Below are 19,061 nucleotides of genomic sequence, written 5' to 3'. Positions count from 1 at the left end.
GGCAGCTACGCCGACGCCCGCAGGTGGGCCAGCACCAGTGGGTCGATCGCACCGGTCACCACGCGCATCTCGAGGTTCTCCACGCCGGCCCAGGACGCCAGCTCCTCGTCGAGGTCGGCACCGGTGAAACCGGCTGCCGCGAGTCGCGACCGGACTTCCTCGGCAACCTCGCCCGCCAAGCTCAGGAGCGACGCGGGATCCGGGGACTCGAAATACAGACTGTGCATCTCGAGCAGCCGTCCGAGTTCGGCGACCGGATCCGGGTGGTCGTCCACGCGCAGGTCGGCCCAGACGTCGCTGGTACCGCCGTACCCTCGGCCCTCGGAAACCACCAGCAAGGCCGCGCTCTGCCGGCCGCGCCGGTCCCCGCCTGCCTGATCGCCGGCGCGAAGGGCGGCGAGCAACCGGTACGGCAGGGCTTCCGACGAGCTCAGCCATGCCCGCTCCATCGACGCGATCACCTCCGGCCCGGCGAGCATGTTGCCCTGCGCGGCGTAACCGTCCCCGGCCGCGCCGCCGGCCCAGGCGTGGCAGTCCGCGCCGGTGAAGGTGGCGCCCGGCCCGGTGGCTCCGACGACGCCGAGCTGGCGGTGCGAGACCGGGCCGGTGTCGGCCGCGATCAGCCCTTTCACCGCCGACTCGGCGTCCACGCCGGTGCCGAGCAGGGCGAGAGCCTGCGGACGGTAGGCGAGGTTCGCGTAGGACTGGGTGGCGACCGCGCCCACATTGACCAGCGCGGCCGGCACCGCCGCGCCGACGCCGAGGAACTTGCTGGCCACGGCCACACCGACGGCCGCGCCGTCGGCGGATCGGCCCACGATCGAGAATGTCATGGCCGCACGGTATCCGCCGGAAACACGCGAGGCGCAGGATGTGCTCGGACTGAGTTTGCGCGGAGCGCCGTCCGCGTTCAAGACTGCGGAGAGGACTTCCGGTCGCGCCCGTTCCCCGCAGGGGCGCGGCCGGTCATGGACCGTTCTGGCCGGAGCGCGGTCCACGGCTGGCGGGGCGCTTTCCGCCCGAAGCATCCCCCGGCCGGCGGCGCTGCGGGCGGGAACGGTCGTTGCCGCGACCCCGCCCGCAGCGCCGCGCCGCCGCGCCGAGCCCGCGCCGCCGCGCCGCCGCGCCGCAAGCGCTACGGGGAGCCGGTGTGCTCAGCTGCCGAGGCGGCGGTAACGGTGAACGGCCAGCGGCGCGAACACCACGATCAGCGCGATCGGCCACGCCACCGCCAGGAACATCGCGTGCTGAGTGGCCCACGAGTCGCCGCCCAGTCCGGGATTGCCGAACAGTTCCCGGATCGCCGTCGTGGTCGCCGAGATCGGGTTCCAGGCGGCGACGGTGCCGAGCCAGCCCGGCATCAGTTCCGGGGCCACGAAGATGTTCGACACAGCGCTCAGCGGAAAGGCGAGCGGGAAGACGATCGTCGCGACGGTGTCCGGGTTCGGGGCGATCAGGCCGAGGAACATGCCCGCCCAGCTCAGCGCGAGCCGCAGCAGCAGGAGCAGACCGATGGCGAGCAGCGCGTTACCGATACCGCGATGCCAGTCCCAGCCGACCAGCAGACCGCACACCACGAGCACCGTGACTTCGAGCAGCGCCCGCACCTGGTCGGCGGCGGCCCGCCCGGTCACCAGCGCGGACCGAGCCATCGGCATCGACCGGAAACGGTCCACTACGCCGCGCCCCACGTCGGTGGCGATGCCCGTCGCGGTGGCGCCGATGCCGTACAGCATGGTCATCACGAAGACGCCGGGCAGCAGGAACTCTCGGTATCCACCCCCGCCCGGCACTTGCATGCCGCTCCCGAACACATAGCCGAAGACCAGCACGAACATGATGGGCAAGGAGAAGTAGATGACGATCTCTTCAGGCGCGCGCACCACATGCCGCAGGTACCGCCCGGTCATCACCCAGCCATCCGCGACGGCGCGGCCGCGGTGGGTGGTTGCGCTCACCGCTTCCCTGGTACGGGCCGGAGTGATCGTGGTCATCGGGTTGCTCCCGTCAGCTGAAGGAAAACCTCGTCCAGAGTGGGCCGGTGCACCCCGACGTCGGCCACGGCGATCCCGGCGTCCTGCAACGCCCGTACCGTCTCGACGAGCGAACCCACCCGATCCGTGACCGGCACGCGCACCCGGCGCTGATCGGCGTCGGTGTCCGGGGTCGTGCCGGTGAGCCGGGCCACGACGGCGGCCGCGTCGGCGAGCCGGTCGGCGTCCTCGACCACGAATTCCAGCCGGTTCGCGCCGATCGTCGCCTTCAGCCGCTCCGGGGTGCCCTCGGCGATCACCCGGCCGGCGTCGACCACCGCGATCCGCGCGGCGAGCTGGTCGGCTTCGTCCAGGTACTGCGTGGTGAGCAGGACCGTGGTGCCGTCCGCGACCAGGGCCCGGACGGCGCCCCACACCTGGTTGCGGCTGCGCGGGTCGAGTCCGGTGGTCGGCTCGTCGAGGAAGAGCACCCGTGGCCGGCGGATCATGCTGGCGGCCAGGTCGAGGCGGCGGCGCATGCCACCGGAGTACTCGGCGGCGGAGCGTTTCTTCGCCTCGGTGAGCCCGAACTGTTCGAGCAATTCGTCAGCGCGCCGTTGCGCTTCACGAGGAGTGAGATGCTGGAGACGTCCGAAGAGGATCAGGTTCTGCCGGCCGCTGAGGATCTCGTCGACCGCGGCGTACTGGCCGGTCAGCGCGATCCGGTCGCGCACCAGGCCGGGGTTGTCCCGGACGTCGGCGCCGGCCACCTCCGCACGGCCGGCGTCGAAGCGCAGCAGCGTGGCGAGGACGCGGACAGCGGTGGTCTTGCCGGCGCCGTTCGGGCCGAGCAGCCCGTAGACATCGCCGGCCGGAGCGTGCAGGTCGAACCCGTCGAGCGCGGTCGTACCGCCCCGATAGCGTTTCAGCAGCCCTTCGGCCACAACCGCATAAGTCATGCCGGAAGAGTGGCCGCCCCCGCTGACCGCCCGCGCACCGCGCACGCACGGCCCGCGGCCGCGCACGCACGGCCGGCCGCCGCGCACGCATGGCCCGCCGTCGCGGCACGCACGGCCCGCCGCCGCGCACGCACGGCCCGCCCCGCCCGCCGGGCGATGTGAGCCGGTGAGGAGGAAAGACGTGAACGGATCAGGAGCGGAGCAGCGTCAACGCGTCCGCCGGGGACAGCGACGCACCTCGGGAGTGCGCCACCGCGTACCCCTGCTCGCCGAGCTCGGCCACCACCCCGGCCGCCACCCGCGCGGCGACCTCGCCCTCCGCCGGGTCGATGCGCAGCCGCAGCGCGACCACGGTCCCGAGGATCTCGGCGGCCCGGGACGGATTGCCGGCGTGCAGAGCCAGCCCGGCGAGCCGGTCGATTGCCTCGGCCGTCGCCTGGGAGCCGAGGAGCCCGCCCCGGACCGTCAAGACCGACCGATACTGTTCAGCGGCCTCGGCTGGTTCGCCGCAGGCTTCGGCGATCCGGCCGAGCATGACGAAGATCGACATTCGGGTGCCGTCGGCGCCGAACCAGCCGGCCGGACACGCGGCGAGGGCAGCCGCACAGCGACGGCGTGCCTCGTCCAGATTCCCGGTACGCATCGCGATCGCGCCCTCGCCGAGACGGGCGGCGGCGACCAGTTCCAGGGCGCCGCAGTCGCGAGCCAGCTCGGCGGAGCGGGCGAAGTCCTCGGCTGCGTCGTCGAGATGCCCGGCGCTGAGCCGGCCCTCGCCGCGGCCGCGCAGCAGGTCGGCGACGTCGACGGTGGATCCGAGTTCGGTCGCCAGCCGCAGCGCCTCCCCGATGGGCTCGATCGCGGCCGCCGGGTCGCCGCGCCAGATCGCCAGCTCGGCGATGCCGGACAGGGCGAGCATGGTGCCCCAGCGTTCGCCGATCGCCCGGAATCCGGCGAGCGCCGTGGCGAAGTCCGATTCCGCTGCGTCCGGGCCGGCCCCGGCGAAGAGCAGCATCCAGCCGCCGCCGATCGCACCGAGCGCGGCACACCACGGTTCGCCGCCGAGGCGCTCCCGCAGGTCCTTGTTGAGGGCGACCACGTCGCCGGCCGGAGAGTCCGGCGGGCCCACCGCCATCGCCGACAGATAGAGGAGGAACGGCTGGACGGGCGGCACCTCCAGGCTCAGCAGGTACGTGTCCCACGGCTCGGCGGGGCGGGTACCGCCGAGGGCGGCGTTGAGCACGCAGAGCGCGTACTCCTCGGTCATGCCCGGCGGCGGTTCGTCGCCGGCCCGTTGCAGCAGTTGCTCGGTGAGGGTGGTGGCCTCGGTTCGCAGCCCGCGCAGCCACCAGTAGAAGGAGAGCGCCGCGGCCAGCCGCAACGAGGTCCGGACGTCGCCGCGGCGCAGCGCCGCGTGCAGGTTGTCGCGGTCCGCGTCGAGCCGGTCCAGCCAGGGGAGCTGGTCGGCGGTACGCAGCCACGGGTCCGCGGTGGCGGCCAGTTCCCGGAAGTACGCGGCGTGCGCGGCCACCATGCGCGGCTGCTCCCCGGACTCGGCGAGCCGTTCCGAGCAGAATGCCCGGATGGTGGCGAGCATCCGGTACCGGCCGCCGTCCCGCTCGATCAACGACTTGCCGACGAGCCCCGCGAGAACGTCGACTATTTCCGACTCGTCCCATCCCGGTCTCGCGCGGGCTGCTGCGCCTGCTGGGCTTCCCGCGCAGACCGCCTCGACGGCCGGAAGATCGGCGCCGCCCGCGAAGATCGTGAACCGCCGGGCGAGCACCCGTTCCGGCTCGGTCAGCAGATCCCAGCTCCAGGCGACCACCGCATGCAGCGTCCGATGCCGGGTTTCCGCGGTGCGGCTGCCTCGGGACAGCAGCCGGAACCGGTCGTCGAGCCGCGCCGCCACCTCGTCGACGGAGAGCGCGTGCAGGCGGGCGGCGGCGAGTTCGACAGCGAGCGGCTGGCCGTCCAGCATCCGGCAGATCCGGCCGACCGATGCCGCGTTCTCGCTGGTCACCGCGAATTCCGGGGACACGTCGGCGGCCCGCTCGGCGAAGAGCCGCACCGCCGGGTACGCCATCAGTTCGCTCACGTCGGTCGCAGCGCCCGCCTGGGGCGGAACCGGGAGCCCGCCGACCGGATGCAGGGCCTCACCGGTGATGCCGAGCGGCTCCCGGCTGGTGGCGAGCACGCGCAGCCCGGGCGCGGCGGCGAGCAGCCGTCCGGTCAGCGCGGCGGCCTCCTCGACCACGTGCTCGCAGTTGTCCAGCACCAGCAGCAGCCGCCGGTCGGCGAGCGCGGCGACGAGGCGGTCGGTTGCGGCAGGCGCTTCGACGCCGGCAGTGGCATGGGTACGGTCACTGAGGCCGGCCTCCCGCAGACCGAGCGCTTCGAGCACGGCGCGGGGCACGTCGTCACCGGTCGCCGCGGCCAGTTCCACGAAGCAGCAGTCCCCGTCGTGGCGGGCGGCCGCCTCGGTGGCGAGCCGCGTCTTGCCGGCGCCGCCCGGCCCGTGCAGGGTGACCAGGCGTGCCGTCCCGAGGGCCTTGGTGACCCGGCTGAGGTCGGAGTCCCGCCCGACGAAGCTGGTCAACGCCACCGGAACCCCGCGCCGAGCAGGGCCGCCCCCGGTACCGCTGATCGGCGGATCGGGAACCGGGGCAGCGGTGATCGGCGGACCGGGAGCCGGTGGAGCGGTGGCCGGCGAAGCGGCGGCCGGTGGATCAGCGGTCGGGATGATGGCGTTGCCCGGCTCGGGGGTTCGGGGACGGGCGGTCCGGCGGAGGATCGCTGTGTGGATCTCGGTCAGTTCCGGCGACGGGTCCGCGCCGAGCTCCTCGGCGAAGGTGTGGCGCGCGTCCGCGTACACGGCAAGGGCTTCGGTGGACCGCCCGGCCGCCGCCAAAGCTCGCATGAGCAAGCCCCACGGTCGTTCCCGCAGCGGGTACGCGGCAACAAGCGTGCGCAGCTCCGCGATCGCGTCCCCGGAGAGTTCGCTGCTCAGCTCGGCCTCGAAGAGATCCTCGGTGGTGGCCAGCCGCGATTCGGCCAGGCGATCGGCGTGCGCGGCGGCGAACGGCGCGTCCCGGACGTCGGCCAGGGCCTCGCCCCGCCACAGGGCGGCCGCCTCCCGCAGGATCACCGCGGCCCGGTGCGGCTCGCCGGCGGTCAGAGCGCGGCGGCCCTCCGCGGCGAGGCTGTTGAAGCGGTGGGCGTCCACTTCGGACGGGTCCACCGCGAGGCGGTAACCGGCGGGTTCCCGTTCGACCGGCAGGCTCTGCCGCAGACGCGACACCTGGGACTGCAGCGCGTTGCCGGCGCCGGTCGGCGGGTGCTCCCCGTAGAGGCCGTCGATCAGCCGCTCGATCCCGACCGGGCGGCCCGCGTCGATCAGCAGCATCGCCAGCAGGGCACGCAGCCGCGGCCCGCCGGCCGGGATCGGACTCCCGTCGGGCTGTTCCGCCCGGAGTGGACCCAGGATGCCGAACCGCATGGCGACGATTCTTACGGTTCCGCCGCCGGTTGTCCCACCCGGCTCGCCCGCCACCGCCCGTGCCCCCGCGCAAAGCTCCAAGATCGGCAGCAGGCAGCGGGCAGCGGGCAGCGGGCAGCAGGCAGCGAGCGGCGAGCGGCGGCCGGCGAGCGGCGGCCGGCGAGCGGCAGGCAGCGGGCAGCGACCGGCGGCCGGCGAGGGGCGGGCGGCGAGCGGCGGCGGGTAGGCGCGGCGACGGGGTCAGGCGGCCGTCGGGTAGGAGTCGGCGGCGCTGGTCACCCGGTTGCGGCCGGCGTTCTTCGCGGCGTAGAGCGCCCGGTCCGCCGTCAGCACCAGCTCGGCGGTGGTGGCGACGGCCGGCATTCCGGCGACGCCGACCGAGACCGTCACCCGGACCAGCCGGGAATCGCTGACCGCGATCGGCGCCGCGTTCACCCCGCGGCGGATCCGTTCGGCGATCTCCCGAGCCTGCTCCGGGCCGGTCGCCGGCAGCAGCACCGCGAACTCCTCGCCGCCGTAGCGGGCCACCACGTCGCCGGGGCGGATCAGCTCGCGCAGGCGGTGCGTCACCTCCACGAGGACCCGGTCGCCGCCGTTGTGCCCGTACGTGTCATTGACGCTCTTGAAATGGTCGATGTCGAGAAGCAGCATGCTCAGGGGCAGCTGGTACCGCTCGGCGCGGGCGCTCTCGTTGCCGAGGGCCTCCTCGAAGTAGCGCCGGCTGCGCAGGCCGGTTAGCCCGTCGGTGATCGCGGCCAGCCGCTGCGCCCGGACCAGACCGGTCATCCGCACCAGGACCAGCAGGAACAGCAGGTTGCAGACGATCGCGGCGGCGATCGTGTCCGGGGTCTGCCCGAGCGACTCCTGGATCAGGATCGAGGTGGGCGCGGTCATCGCGCCGACCGCCAGGATGATCAGACGGCCGGTGGTGGCGTCCGGGGTGGCCGCGTTCGAGCGGGTCACCAGCGTCGGGGCGGACGGGTGCAGCACCGCGGCGGCGAAGGCGAAGCCGGCGGTCATCCAGAACGCGTCCAGGATGTTGCCGGCCTGGAAGGTGCCGTTGACCGACTGGTAGCTGTAGACGATGTCGGCGACCAGGACCAGCCCGAGGTAAGCGCCGATCATCCGCAGCGCGGTGCCGCGCGGCCCGGCGCCGAGCATCAGGCGGGAGCCGACCACGATCAGCATCAGGTCGCCGACCGGGTACGCGACGGAGACGAACCGGTCCGCCGACGTCAGATCCGTCAGTTGCGGGGCGATCAGGAACTGGTACACCAGGAATCCGGTGCCGATCGCCACGATCGACGCGTCGATGATGCTCGCGCCGTCCCAGCCGGGCGTGCGGCGCCGCACGATGAGCAGCAGGCCGAGCGCCATCAGCGGGTACGCAGCCAGGTAGAAGACGTCGGCGATGCTCGGGTAGACCTCGGTGCCGCTGACCAGCGCCACGAAGTAGTAGGTGACGTCACCGATCACGCTGCTGATCGCGGAGGCGGCGATGAGCAGCATCGGGGCACGCAGCGCCGGGTGCCGCCGCGCCGAGATGATCGCGGCCACGCCGAGGGCGGCGTTCGCGCTGCAGTAGAGGGCGACCTGGGTGCCGGGCAGCACATCGAGGTGACCCAGGCCGAAATAGACGATCATGGCAAGCACGCCCGCGCCGAGGCAGACCTGCCAGACCTGGACGCGACGCGTGGTGGTGGCCGCGCTGACCACAGAACTCATGGCGCAAGAGTGAGCGAGCCGGGGTGCGGGACGGCTGCACCCCGGTTGCGGAACGGGTGCGGGCAGCGCTCAGGAGCCACGGAGGGCAGGCGGTGTCCGTGGCAGTCCCGGAGGTGCCAAGGGCGACGCCGCGGGGGACGGCGACGGCGCGGGGGACGGCGACGGCGCGGGGGACGGCGACGGCGCGGGAGAGGGCGACGCCGCCGGGGACGGCGACGACCCGGCGCGCGCCCGGCGGAAGACGAGCGCCCTCTGGATCACGAAGCCGGCGGTGAACAACGACAGCTCCGTCATCAGCTTCGCGACCGGAAGTGATCCGGTCAGGCCGGCCAGCGCGCGGAGCAGCACCACGTTCGCGGCCAGCGAGACCAGCGCGAGCGCCGCGTACCGGGGCGCCGCCGTGCGGTGCGGCGCGACCGGGCCGAAGACGGTCCGGCGGTTGACCGTGTAGTTCAGCGTCGCGCTCACCATCCGGGCCGCGATCGCGGAGGCGGTCAGGTGCCCGCTCGCCGTCACGAAGACGGCCAGCAGCGCGGCGTCGACCGCGAACGCGAGCAGCGACGACCCGGCGAACGCGGCGACCGACCCGAGCAGGGGCCGGTAGATCCGGACGGAGTCCCGCAGCGGCCGGAAATGCGACGACTTGTTGCCGTCGAGGTAGACCGTGGCGATCTCCAGCTCCTCGATCGCCAGGTCCTCCCGCGCGGCCCGCAGCAGGAGCCGCAGCTCGTACTCGAACCTGTCTCCCGGGGTGTCCCCGAGCCACTTCAGCACCCACGACGGGTACCCCCGCAACCCGGTCTGGGTGTCCGACACCGATCGCCCGGTGACGAGCCGGAACAGCCCCCGTGTGACGGTGTTGCCGAACCGGCTGCGGGCCGGCACGGTCCCGGTGAAGCGCCGCACGCCGAGCACCATCGCCGCCTCGGTGACCGCCACCCGCCCGGCGACCGCCGCGATGTCGTCCGGACGATGTTGACCGTCACTGTCCGCACACACCACGTCCTGGCCGGGGTGCCGTGCCGCGATGTGGGCAAAACCGGTCTTCAGGGCGAACCCCTTACCCCGGTTGTGGTCCAGCGTGAGCACTTCGGCGCCGGCCCCGCGGGCGGCTTCGAAGATTGCGGTGTACGCGCTACCGCTCCCGTCGTCCACGACGACGATCCGATGATGCCCGAGGTGCCGGCAGAGCTCGACGAGCCGCTGATCCGGCTGGTACGCCGGAATGAGGACGATCATCGCGGTCAGCCCGCGACGTACAGGATGTCGCTGGTGCCCCGCTCCTGGCCCTTGCCGAGCGGGTTGTTGACCAATTCGTCCCGGAAGATCATCGCTGAGGAGCCGCCACCGTCCAGGTTGTACGCCACTGTCGCGCCCCGGTCCGCGAAGATCCGCGCGAACTCCGGCATCGTGACGCCCCGGCTGTACCCCTGGCTGCGCCCGTCGACCACGATGAAGAGCAGGTGGTTCTCGTCGATCAGCCCGACCCCGGTGCGTGGCTGCTGACCCTGGATCGAGTGGTTGCCGAAGTTGGTGTCCACCTCGACCTGGTCGATCCCGTCGATCACCTGGCCGCCGTCGACGAGTCCCGGCCCGAACGAGAGCGTGTTCCAGACGCCGGCCGCGAGCAGCTCGTCGGCGCTGGTGGCGGTCTCGTCGTAGAGCTTCATCGACCCGTCGGCGTAGAACGCGAGCCCCTGGCGGGCGCCCGCGTCGCGGAACTTCACCCCGTTGCGGATCACGATCCCGGTGTCCCGGAACCCGTAGTAGTCCCCGTTGATCGCGAGGACCGCGTTCACCGAGGCGGCGATCGCCGACGGGTTCGCGACGATGTTCTCGCCGAACTGGTCGTTGGCGAACGCCGACCGGACGATCGTCGCGTCGCTGACCTGGACGTCCGCCACGAAGTAGGTGATCTTGTCGCTGCCCGACCCGGTCGCCACCGTCTCGATCGCGATCGTCGACGTGTCGCTGGTCCAGCTCGTCGCGGTCGCGGCGCCGGTGCCGGCCGCCTCCGCGACGGAGACGTTCTCGGCGGCGATGGCGGAGGCGCCGGAGACCTCGACGTGGTCGAGGACGTACCTGTCGAGGGCCCAGGCGCCGCCGCCGGCGGCGGCCGCCAGCACACCGAGGCCGCCGGCCAGGAAACCGCGCCGGCCGAACCGGCGAGGGGGACGCTGAGCTGCGGGATTGGCTGTCACGCGGCCCAGTGAACGCGGCTACCTTGTGGCCGGTCTGTGCGTGTCCCTAGGACTCGATGTCGGCCAGCATGGAGCGCAGCAGATCGGGGGTGCGGCTCGGGTGCTCCGCCTCGATCGAGAGCCGGCCGAACGCCGCCGCGTAGTGGTCGACCTCTTCCCGCCGCTCCAGGTAGAGCCCGCTGGTGAGGTGTTCGATGTAGACGACGTCGGGCAGTTTCTCGTGCGGGAACCGCAGGATGGTGAAGGCGCCGCCGGCCGCCGCGTGCCCGCCCGAGGAGAACGGCATCACCTGCAGCCGCACGGCGGGGGAGTCGCAGACGTCGAGCAGCGCCTGGATCTGCTCCCGCAGCACCTCGGGGCCGCCGATCGGCCGGCGCAGCACCGCCTCGTCGAGAACCGCCCAGAGCCGCGGCGCGTCCGGCCGCTCCAGCACCTGCTTGCGGGCCATCCGGAGCCCGGCCCGGCGGTCGATCTCGCCGGGGTCGGCGTGGTCGTGCCCGAGCCGGATCACCGCGCGGGCGTAGGCGTCGGTCTGCAGCAGGCCGGGGACGAACTGGACCTCGTAGGTGCGGATCAGCTCGGCGGCCTGCTCGAGGTCGAGGTAGTTCTGGAACCAGGTGTCGAGGACGTCCCCGTACGCGTGCCACCAGCTGGGCGTGTTCGCCTCGCGGGCCAGGGCCAGGACCCGCTGGTGCTCGGCGGGGTCCTCCACGCCGTACAGTTTGAGCAGGTCGGTGATGTCGCGTTCCTTGAAGCTGACCTTGCCCAGCTCCATCCGGCTGATCTTCGACTCGGACCCGCGTATCCGGTAGCCGGCCTCGTCCCGGGTCACCCCTCTGGCACGGCGCAGGGCACGCAGATGCGCGCCCAGTTGCAACCGGCGCACGGTTGCCCCGCCGTTGTCGTTCTCGGTCACCCCGGCCAACCCTTCAGGGGTCGTCGGCGCCCACGCGCCGGGCTGCGCCGATCGTACTGCGACAGGCGTCTCTTCTCCACAACCCAGGTAATCCTATGTGGACACGGAGAGTGAGGAGAAGGCCCCCGGCGATCTTCCCGGGGGCCTGTGATCCTAGCGGCGGCGGCCGAAGCCACCCGCCGGGGCCTCGCCGGCGGTCACCGTGGCGACCACGGTGGCCGAGCCGAGCGACCCCGAGGCGGTCAGCCCGCCGATGCTGTCCCCGCTCGCGGTCCCGCCGGCGTGGACCGTGTACTTCTCGCCGGACGTGATCTCCGGCGACGAGTAGACGATGTTCTGGACGGTCTTGCTGGTCACGTAGGAGGCCACGACCGTACCGTCGCTGCCGGCGATCTGGATCGTGGTGCCGGCCTCGACCGCGCTGTCCAGGGTGGCCGACAGCCAGCCCTGCGCCGAGTCGGTGCCCGGTGCGACCACCATGCCGGCGCTGCCGGCGGCGAGCAGGACGCCGCCGCTGATCGTGAAGCTGCCGTTGACGTCGAGCGCGCCGTTGCCGCTGCCCTGCGGCCCGTTCACCACCACGGTCCCGCCGGTGATCGTGGCGGTGCCGTTGGAGTCGAGGCCGTCGCCCTCGGCGTCGATGACCAGGGTGCCGCCGTTGATCGTGACGGAGAAGTCGCCGGTCGACCCCCCGCCGCCGGGACCGAATCCTTGATCAGAGGATGTCGAGGTCCCGCCGGCGCCGTTGATGCCGTCGTCGCTGGAGACCACGTGCACGTTTCCGGAGTTGAGCACGAACGCGGCCGCCTCCAGGCCCTCGACGGCCGCCGTGACCTCGAGGCTGCCGCCGTCGATGACCTGCGCACCCTCGGCGTGCACCCCGTCGTCGCCGCTGGCCACGCTGACCGTGGCGCCGGCGAGGTGGACCGCGCCGTCGCTGTGCAGCGCGTCGTCGGCGGCGTCGACGGTGGCGGTGCCGCCCTCGAGGACCGTGATGACGCCGGACTTGAGTCCCTTCGCCGAGGCGTCGTCGGCGAGCCGCGCGGTGTGCCCGCCGCCGGCCGTGACCGCGACGGTCCCGCCGGTCAGCACGATGTCGGTCGCGGCGTCCACGCCGTCGCCGCCCGCTGTCACGGCGACCTCCCCGGAGGAGAACGCGACGTATCCGGAGTCGGCGTCGGTGTCGTTGTCGGCCTTGATCCCGTCACCACCGGCCTTCACCGTGATCGTCCCGCCGTTGACGACCACGTAGTCCTTGCCGCGGATGCCGTCGTCCTTCGCCTCGACCGTGATCGTGCCGGACTCGATCAGCAGACCGTCCTTGCTCGTGATCGCGTCGTTGCCGTTGCCGGTCACGGTCAGCGCGCCGCTGCCGGTGATCGTCAGGTCGCCGGCGCTGAAGAGGGCCGCGTTCACGTCGGCGTCCTCGGCGTAGGAGGAGGTGTCGGACAGGGTGTTCGTGCTGCCGTCGGCGAGCTGGATCACCAGTTGCTCGGCCTCGGTGGCGGCGATCGCGGCCGTGGCCGAGCTGGTGATGGACGCGTTGTCGAGGATCAGCGTGACGGTGGCGTCGGGGGCGTTCACCACGATCTGCCCATCCGACAAAGAACCGGATATCCGATATGTTCCGGCTGCGGTGATCGTCACGGTGGACCCGTCAATCGTGACGCCGGAAGCCGTGGTGGAAGCCGATGACCCGGCGAGGGTGATCTCGGAGACCGAGCCGGACGAAGAGACGGTGTGCACCGTCGTGTTCGCGGCAAGCACCGCCGCGGCGCTCTGCGTCCCGTCCACGGTGGACGCCACCACGGCCGCGGTGGTGCCCGACGTATCCGCCGCGGCGGTGGACGAGGAGGCGGAACTCGAACAGCCGGCCAGCACGGCCGCGGCCAGCACGGCCGAACTGACCGCGGCGACGAACTTCTTACGCAAGCGCATGGGAGACCCCTCAGGAGGTGAAGTGACGTCGCAGGACGCCGTGCCACTTGTTGGCGGGCAGATCGGGGCGCAACGCGGCGAGCCCGGTGGCGTACTTGGAAATGCGGCACGGGCGGTGCCCGAGCGACCAGAGCAGGCGGTCGACGTCCGAGGCGGCGCGCGCCGACTTCGTCTCTACCACGACCGAGTCCGGCATCCGGGTGCTCGATCCGTCCGGGAGCTGCCAGGCCAGGTCGCTGTCGACGGTCACCCGGCTGCCGGTCGCCGGGACGTAGAGCGTGGTCCGCCGGTAGTAGGTGGCCATCACCGGGTGGAAGTCCAGCCCGTCGGCCGGGATGCCGGCGTCGGCCAGCACACTCTGGGCGTACTCGACGCCTTCCGGGCCCAGGCGGGAGCCGTCTCCCTCGTACCGGATGCGCTCTTTGACCGTGGTTCCTCGCGCGCCTCGGGTCTTCACCTCGACGAAATCCAGGCCGGTGTCCAGGTAGCTGCGGATCCGGACCTTGAAGCGGCGGCGCCTGCCGTGCGCCGCCGCGTGATAGCTGTCCAGGCCCGCTGTGTCGAAGTAGACCGACCGGTAGGCGAACGAGCGCTGCCCGCCGATCTCCAGCATCCGCACGCCGGACGGCATCCGGCCCAGCAGCTCCGGCAGCTCGGCCGCCGGGAGCAGGTACTTGCGGTCCAGGCGGGTGAGCAGCGCCGCCTCGCCGACCAGCTCCTCCAGGGAGATCGTCGCGAAGGTGGTCATGCGGCGTTCACCCGCTGACGCAGTCCCGGCTCCTGCGGCGCGCGGCCGGCCGCCGGCGCCACGTAGCGCACGTCGACGAGCGTGCTGTCGTTGACCATGTCGACCTGGCGCACCACCATGCTCGTCACCCGGCCGCCGAGCAGCGTCTCCAGGTGGGTGCGGAGCGCGTCCTCGTCGGTGTACGCGACGTCGAGCCGCAGCTGCTGATTGCGGTACCGCCGGAACAGCGCCGGATGATCGCCGATCCAGAGCCCCACGATGATCAGCAGCATCAGGCCGACCGTGGTCGCGTCCGGCGTCCCGCCGAGTCCGGCGATCAGGCCCAGGCCGAGCGCCGCGAAGTAGTACGCGATCTCGTGCTGGGAGATCTCGTCGGACCGCAGCCGGATGATCGAGAGGACACCGAAGAGACCCAGACCGAGGCCGGCGCCGACGGTCGTCGAACCGAGCACGCTCGCGACCGCGAGGACGCCGATGTTGATGCCGAGAAAAGCGGTCACCAGGTCGCGCCGGCGATGCCGGGGGAAGTAGACGCCGAACGTCAGGAGGGCGATCGCGGCGAGGTCCACCGCGGCGGCTAGCAACGTGGTCACAGTCTGTCCTTCAAGCTCTGTTCATAGAGTGTTCGTTCAGTTGGTGTTTCCCATTCCGCACCAGCTAGCTGTAGGGACCCTGTGAGGGGCGTAAGGCGTTGGTGAAAGGTGTTCTTAGGCAACCCTTAGGCTGGCCCTGACCGCCTCTTATCCGATTCGGTCACGGTTGGCCGCATGACCACCACCGCCGTACCCGGGAATGCTCGAAGCGCTGCTCATCGCCGGCCTCGCGCCGCGCCGCGATGGTGGAAGGACGCCGGAGGCGTCGCCGCCGGGCTGAGCCTGCTCGTCGTCACAGCGCTCTGGGTGAAGGGCGGCGGGGCGCGGGAGATCGCCGACGGTGGCTCCGCCGCGATCACCGCGTTCGCCCGGCTCGCCGGTCTCTGGGCCTCCGACCTGCTGCTCCTCCAGGTGCTGCTGATGGCCCGGATCCCGATGGTGGAGCGCGCGTTCGGCCAGGACCGGCTGGCCCGCTGGCACCGGTGGACCGGGTTCACCTCGTTCTGGCTGATGCTGGCGCACATCGTCACGGTCACGATCGGGTACGCGGCCGGCACCACCAACGTCCTCACCCAGTTCTGGGACCTGGTCCGGACGTACCCGGGCATGCTGCTCGCCGCGGCCGGGACGCTGCTGCTCCTGCTGGTGGTGGCCAGCTCGATCCGCGCGGCGCGCCGCAAGCTGCGGTACGAGTCCTGGCACCTCCTGCACCTCTACGCCTACCTCGGCGTGGGGCTGGCCCTGCCGCACCAGATCTGGACCGGCTCCGACTTCACCGGCTCGGCGCTGGCCCGCGCGTACTGGTGGACGCTGTACGCGGTGGCGCTCGCCGCCGTGGTCGTCTACCGGCTCGGCGTGCCGGCCTGGCGCAACTGGCGGCACCGTCTCGTGGTCACCCGGGTCGTGCCGGAGGGACCCGGGCTGACCTCGGTCTACCTGACCGGCTCGCATCTGGCGGACCTGACGGTACGGGCCGGGCAGTTCTTCCACTGGCGGTTCCTGGACGGGCCGGGCTGGACCCGGTCCCACCCGTTCTCGCTGTCCGCGGCCCCGCAGCCGGACACGTTGCGGATCACCGTGAAGAACTCCGGGGACGGCAGCGGGCGGGTCGCCGGCCTGAAGCCCGGCACCCGGGTGCTGGTCGAGGGGCCGTACGGGAAGCTGACCGGCGAGTCCTACGAGGGCGGGCCGGTCGTGCTGATGGCCTGCGGCATCGGCATCACGCCGCTGCTGTCGCTGCTCGGCGAGCTGCCGTACCGCAGCGGCGAGGCGACGCTGATCTACCGGGCCCGCAGCGAGGAGGATCTGGCGTTCCGCGGCGAGCTGGAGTGGTTCGCGGCGCAGCGCGGGGTGCGGGTCGTCCCGCTGACCGGCCACCGGCCGGACCGTGACTCGTGGTTGCCGGCGAACCTGGCCGGCCAGGCGGACGCTGCGGTGCTGCGGCAGGTGGCGCCGCAGATCGCGGCCGCGCACGTCTACATCTGCGGGCCGGAGCAGTGGGCCGGGATGGCACGGGCGGCGGCGGTCGAGGCGGGCGTCAAGACGTCCCGCGTGCACACCGAGCTCTTCTCCTGGTGATTCGAAAGGTTTCCGGAACAATGCGACGTATCACGCTCTGGCTTCTGTCGACCGTGGCGGCCCTCGTGCTGCTGTTCAGCTATCGGACCAGCACCGGCGCGTCCATCACGCCCGAGGTGGTGGCTGTCGGAACGGCGCCTGCCACGTCGGCGGGCTCCGGCGCGGAGACCTACACCGGTGACGTCGTGCAGACCCAGCAGGGCGACGTCCAGGTCTCGATCACCGTCGCCGACGGGAAGATCACCGCGGTCACGGTGCCGGTCTACCCGAGCGGCAGCTCCCGGCACGAGGAGATCAGCGCCCGGTCCATCCCGGTCCTCGTGCAGGAGACCCTGGACGCGCAGAGCGCCGACATCGACTCCGTCTCCGGCGCCACGTTCACCAGTGGCGGCTACAAGGAGTCGTTGCAGTCGGCACTCGACGCGGCCCAGCTGTCATAACTGTCGTACCGGGCTGGCAGGGTGGAGGCATGCGGATCCTGGTGGTCGAGGACGATGCGGCGGTGCGTGACTCGCTCGCGCGCACGCTGCGTTTCGAGGGTTACCAGGTGGAGATCGCCGGTGACGGCCGCGCCGCGCTCGACGCGGTCCGCACCGGCGAGCCCGACGCGGTGATCCTCGACGTGAACATGCCCCGGATGGACGGCCTCGAGGCGTGCCGCCGGATGCGCGCCGACGGAGTGGTGCTGCCGGTCCTCATGCTCACCGCCCGGGACACGGTCGGCGACCGGGTCGCCGGCCTCGACGCGGGCGCCGACGACTACCTGGTGAAACCGTTCGCCCTGCAGGAGCTTCTGGCCCGCATCCGCGCGCTGCTGCGCCGGTCCGCGCTGACCGTCCCGGCCGCGGCCACCGAGCCGGACGACTTGCTCACCTTCGCCGACATCCGCCTCAACCCCCGTACCCGTGAGGTGTGGCGCGGTTCCCGTGCGCTGCGCCTGACCCGCACCGAGTTCACCATTCTGGAAGCGTTCCTGCGCCATCCCCGGCAGGTGCTGTCCCGGGCCGCGCTGTTCGAGCAGGTCTGGGGTTACGACTTCGGCGAGCAGTCGAACAGCCTGCACGTCTACCTGGGCTACCTGCGCCGCAAGCTGGAGTCCGACGGCGAGGCCCGGCTGCTGCACACGGTCCGGGGCGTCGGTTTCGTGCTGCGAGAGGAGCCCCTGTGAGCCGGCGGCCGGTGACGCGCTGGTGGCGTGAGCGCACCCTGCACGCCCGGCTCGCCCTGCTGGTCGCCGGCGCGGTGGCCGCCGCCGTCCTGGTCGTCTCGGCCGGCGCCTGGTTCACCGTCCGCGAGATCCAGCAGGACAAGGTCGCCGCCGAGCTGGCGTCGGACGCGAGCACGATCGCGGCGAACCCGGGCTACTGGCTGTCGATGGAGGGCAAGCGGGAAGCCTCGGGCTACGGCCAGGGCTACGGCCGCGGCAAGGAGATCGGCCCGTGCTGGCAGATCATCGACGCGTCCGGCACTGTCGTCGGCGGCACCGCCACCCCGCTGCCGGTCACCGACGCGGCCGCCGCGGTCGCCGCCGGCACCAGCGAGCCGGTGCGGGAGGAGGTGAGCATCGGCCCCGGCGACTACCTGATGTTCACCAAGCCGCTGCGCGGTGGGGGAGCGGTCCAGGTGGCCCTCGACCGGCACCCCGACGACCGCGTCCTGATGACGCTGGCGCTGCTCCTCGCGGTGGGCTGCGCGGCCGGCATCGGCGGCGCCGCGCTGCTCGGCCGCACCGTCTCGCGCGCCGGCCTGGCCCCGGTCGACCGTCTCACCGAGGCGGTCGAGGACGTCGCGGTCACGATGGATCTGTCGCGTTGGGGGGAGGCCCGCCCGATCGAGGTGGCCGGAAAGGACGAGGTCGCCCGCCTCGGCCGCTCGGTCAACACGATGCTCTCCACCCTCGACGCGTCCCGCCGCGCCCAGCGAGCCCTGGTCGAGGACGCCGGTCACGAGCTGCGCACCCCGCTGACCAGCATCCGGACGAACGTCGAGCTCCTGCTCACCGTCGAGCGCCACCCCGAGCTGGCCCACCGCCTGACCAGCGAGGACCGCACCAGCCTGCTCGAGGATCTGGACGCTCAGGTCCGCGAGCTGGCCACGCTCACCACCGAGCTGGTCGAGCTCTCCCGCGAGGAGGCCAGCCGCGAAGCCGTCGAGCCCCTGGACCTGGCCGAGGTGGTCACCGCCGCGGTCAGCCGGGTCCAGCTGCGCGCCCCCGCCCTGACCTTCGACACGGTCCTCACCCCGGCAACCGTCCTCGGCCGCCCCGGCGAGCTGGAACGCATGGTCGTCAACGTCCTCGACAACGCCGCGAAATGGAGCCCGCCCGCCGGCAAGGTGTCGGTCCGCCTGACACCCGACGGCCCCGGCGCCTGCCTCCTCACGGTCACCGACACCGGCCCCGGCATAGCCGACGAGGACCGCCCCCACGTCTTCGACCGCTTCTACCGAGCAGCGGCCGCCCGCGCCATGCCCGGCTCCGGCCTGGGCCTGGCGATAGTAGCCCAAACCGCCACAAACCACGGCGGCTCGGTGCAGGCCCTCCCCAACACTCCCACCGGCACAATCCTGACAATCCGCCTACCCGGGACCCCAGCCTGAGCCCTTCCGGGTACGCCCCCCATGCTCCCCGCACCGCCAACCAGTCCCCAGGTGCTCCACCCCTGACGCCCCTTCCGCCGGCGCATCCCGCCGCCGGCCCCGGCCGCCCCTCCCGCTCAGCCCGGACCGCCGCCCGGCCGGTCGCCGCCGGTCCCGCCGGTCGCACCGGTCCCGTGGTCCCCACCGGTCGTCGCTGGTCGCGTGGTCCCCACCGGTCGTCGCTGGTCGCGTGGTCCCCGCCGGTCGTCGCTGGTCGCGTGGTCCCCGCCGGTCGTCGCTGGTCGCGTGGTCCCCGCCGGTCGTCGCTGGTCGCGTGGTCCCCGCCGGTCGTCGCTG

General features: G+C 72.5%; 15 protein-coding genes. 4 read left to right on the top strand and 11 right to left on the bottom strand.

The window, feature by feature from the left end; genetic code table 11:
- Window positions 1-5: 5 nt before the first annotated feature.
- From AB0F72_RS04785 to AB0F72_RS04735, 11 genes are all read right to left on the bottom strand, one after another.
- Window positions 6-833, bottom strand: a complete 828-nt coding sequence (locus AB0F72_RS04785) for a DUF1028 domain-containing protein (protein WP_360425206.1) — start codon at window positions 831-833, stop codon at window positions 6-8.
- 321 nt (window positions 834-1,154) lie between these two features.
- On the bottom strand, window positions 1,155-1,994 hold the full coding sequence (locus AB0F72_RS04780) for an ABC transporter permease (protein WP_360425203.1): 840 nt from the start codon (window positions 1,992-1,994) through the stop codon (window positions 1,155-1,157).
- Window positions 1,991-2,932, bottom strand: coding sequence for an ATP-binding cassette domain-containing protein (locus AB0F72_RS04775; protein ID WP_360425200.1), 942 nt, complete (start codon window positions 2,930-2,932; stop codon window positions 1,991-1,993). Before AB0F72_RS04775 ends, AB0F72_RS04780 begins: the two co-directional genes overlap by 4 nt.
- A 190-nt stretch (window positions 2,933-3,122) precedes the next feature.
- Window positions 3,123-6,428 (bottom strand): BTAD domain-containing putative transcriptional regulator, encoded by a 3,306-nt coding sequence (locus tag AB0F72_RS04770; protein ID WP_360425197.1) that lies wholly within the window; start codon window positions 6,426-6,428, stop codon window positions 3,123-3,125.
- A gap of 240 nt (window positions 6,429-6,668) precedes the next feature.
- Entirely contained in the window at window positions 6,669-8,153 is a 1,485-nt protein-coding gene (locus tag AB0F72_RS04765) for a GGDEF domain-containing protein (RefSeq protein WP_360425194.1), read from the bottom strand.
- Between the two features lie 69 nt (window positions 8,154-8,222).
- A complete protein-coding gene (locus AB0F72_RS04760; RefSeq protein WP_360425191.1) occupies window positions 8,223-9,392 on the bottom strand; it encodes a GtrA family protein in 1,170 nt (389 codons plus the stop codon).
- Between the two features lie 5 nt (window positions 9,393-9,397).
- The gene (locus AB0F72_RS04755; protein ID WP_360425188.1) at window positions 9,398-10,354 is read right to left on the bottom strand and encodes a phosphodiester glycosidase family protein; all 957 of its coding nucleotides are present in this window, start codon (window positions 10,352-10,354) and stop codon (window positions 9,398-9,400) included.
- A 46-nt stretch (window positions 10,355-10,400) separates the two neighbouring features.
- On the bottom strand, window positions 10,401-11,279 hold the full coding sequence (locus AB0F72_RS04750) for a helix-turn-helix transcriptional regulator (RefSeq protein WP_360425185.1): 879 nt from the start codon (window positions 11,277-11,279) through the stop codon (window positions 10,401-10,403).
- Between the two features lie 144 nt (window positions 11,280-11,423).
- The gene (locus AB0F72_RS04745) at window positions 11,424-13,208 is read right to left on the bottom strand and encodes a carbohydrate-binding domain-containing protein (protein ID WP_360425182.1); all 1,785 of its coding nucleotides are present in this window, start codon (window positions 13,206-13,208) and stop codon (window positions 11,424-11,426) included.
- Window positions 13,209-13,218: 10 nt separating this feature from the next.
- Complete coding sequence (locus tag AB0F72_RS04740) at window positions 13,219-13,956, bottom strand: polyphosphate polymerase domain-containing protein (RefSeq protein ID WP_360425179.1); 738 nt, start codon at window positions 13,954-13,956, stop codon at window positions 13,219-13,221.
- Window positions 13,953-14,549, bottom strand: a complete 597-nt coding sequence (locus AB0F72_RS04735; protein ID WP_360425176.1) for a DUF4956 domain-containing protein — start codon at window positions 14,547-14,549, stop codon at window positions 13,953-13,955. The genes AB0F72_RS04740 and AB0F72_RS04735 overlap by 4 nt, the downstream gene beginning before the upstream one ends.
- 174 nt (window positions 14,550-14,723) lie before the next feature.
- Between AB0F72_RS04735 and AB0F72_RS04730 the strand changes: the two genes are divergently transcribed.
- From AB0F72_RS04730 to AB0F72_RS04715, 4 genes are read left to right on the top strand one after another with little or no spacing between them, the layout of a single operon-like run.
- On the top strand, window positions 14,724-16,127 hold the full coding sequence (locus tag AB0F72_RS04730) for a ferredoxin reductase family protein (protein WP_360425173.1): 1,404 nt from the start codon (window positions 14,724-14,726) through the stop codon (window positions 16,125-16,127).
- Between the two features lie 20 nt (window positions 16,128-16,147).
- On the top strand, window positions 16,148-16,567 hold the full coding sequence (locus AB0F72_RS04725; protein ID WP_360425170.1) for an FMN-binding protein: 420 nt from the start codon (window positions 16,148-16,150) through the stop codon (window positions 16,565-16,567).
- A gap of 29 nt (window positions 16,568-16,596) precedes the next feature.
- The gene (locus AB0F72_RS04720) at window positions 16,597-17,295 is read left to right on the top strand and encodes a response regulator transcription factor (RefSeq protein WP_360425167.1); all 699 of its coding nucleotides are present in this window, start codon (window positions 16,597-16,599) and stop codon (window positions 17,293-17,295) included.
- A complete protein-coding gene (locus AB0F72_RS04715; RefSeq protein ID WP_360425164.1) occupies window positions 17,292-18,725 on the top strand; it encodes a HAMP domain-containing sensor histidine kinase in 1,434 nt (477 codons plus the stop codon). Before AB0F72_RS04720 ends, AB0F72_RS04715 begins: the two co-directional genes overlap by 4 nt.
- Window positions 18,726-19,061: the final 336 nt, after the last annotated feature.

It is taken from the genome of Actinoplanes sp. NPDC023936, assembly GCF_040639325.1.
Classification (GTDB): Bacteria; Actinomycetota; Actinomycetes; order Mycobacteriales; family Micromonosporaceae; genus Actinoplanes.
The sequence above is the reverse complement of the archived record's forward strand: the minus strand, read 5'-3'. Positions and strand labels throughout refer to the sequence as shown.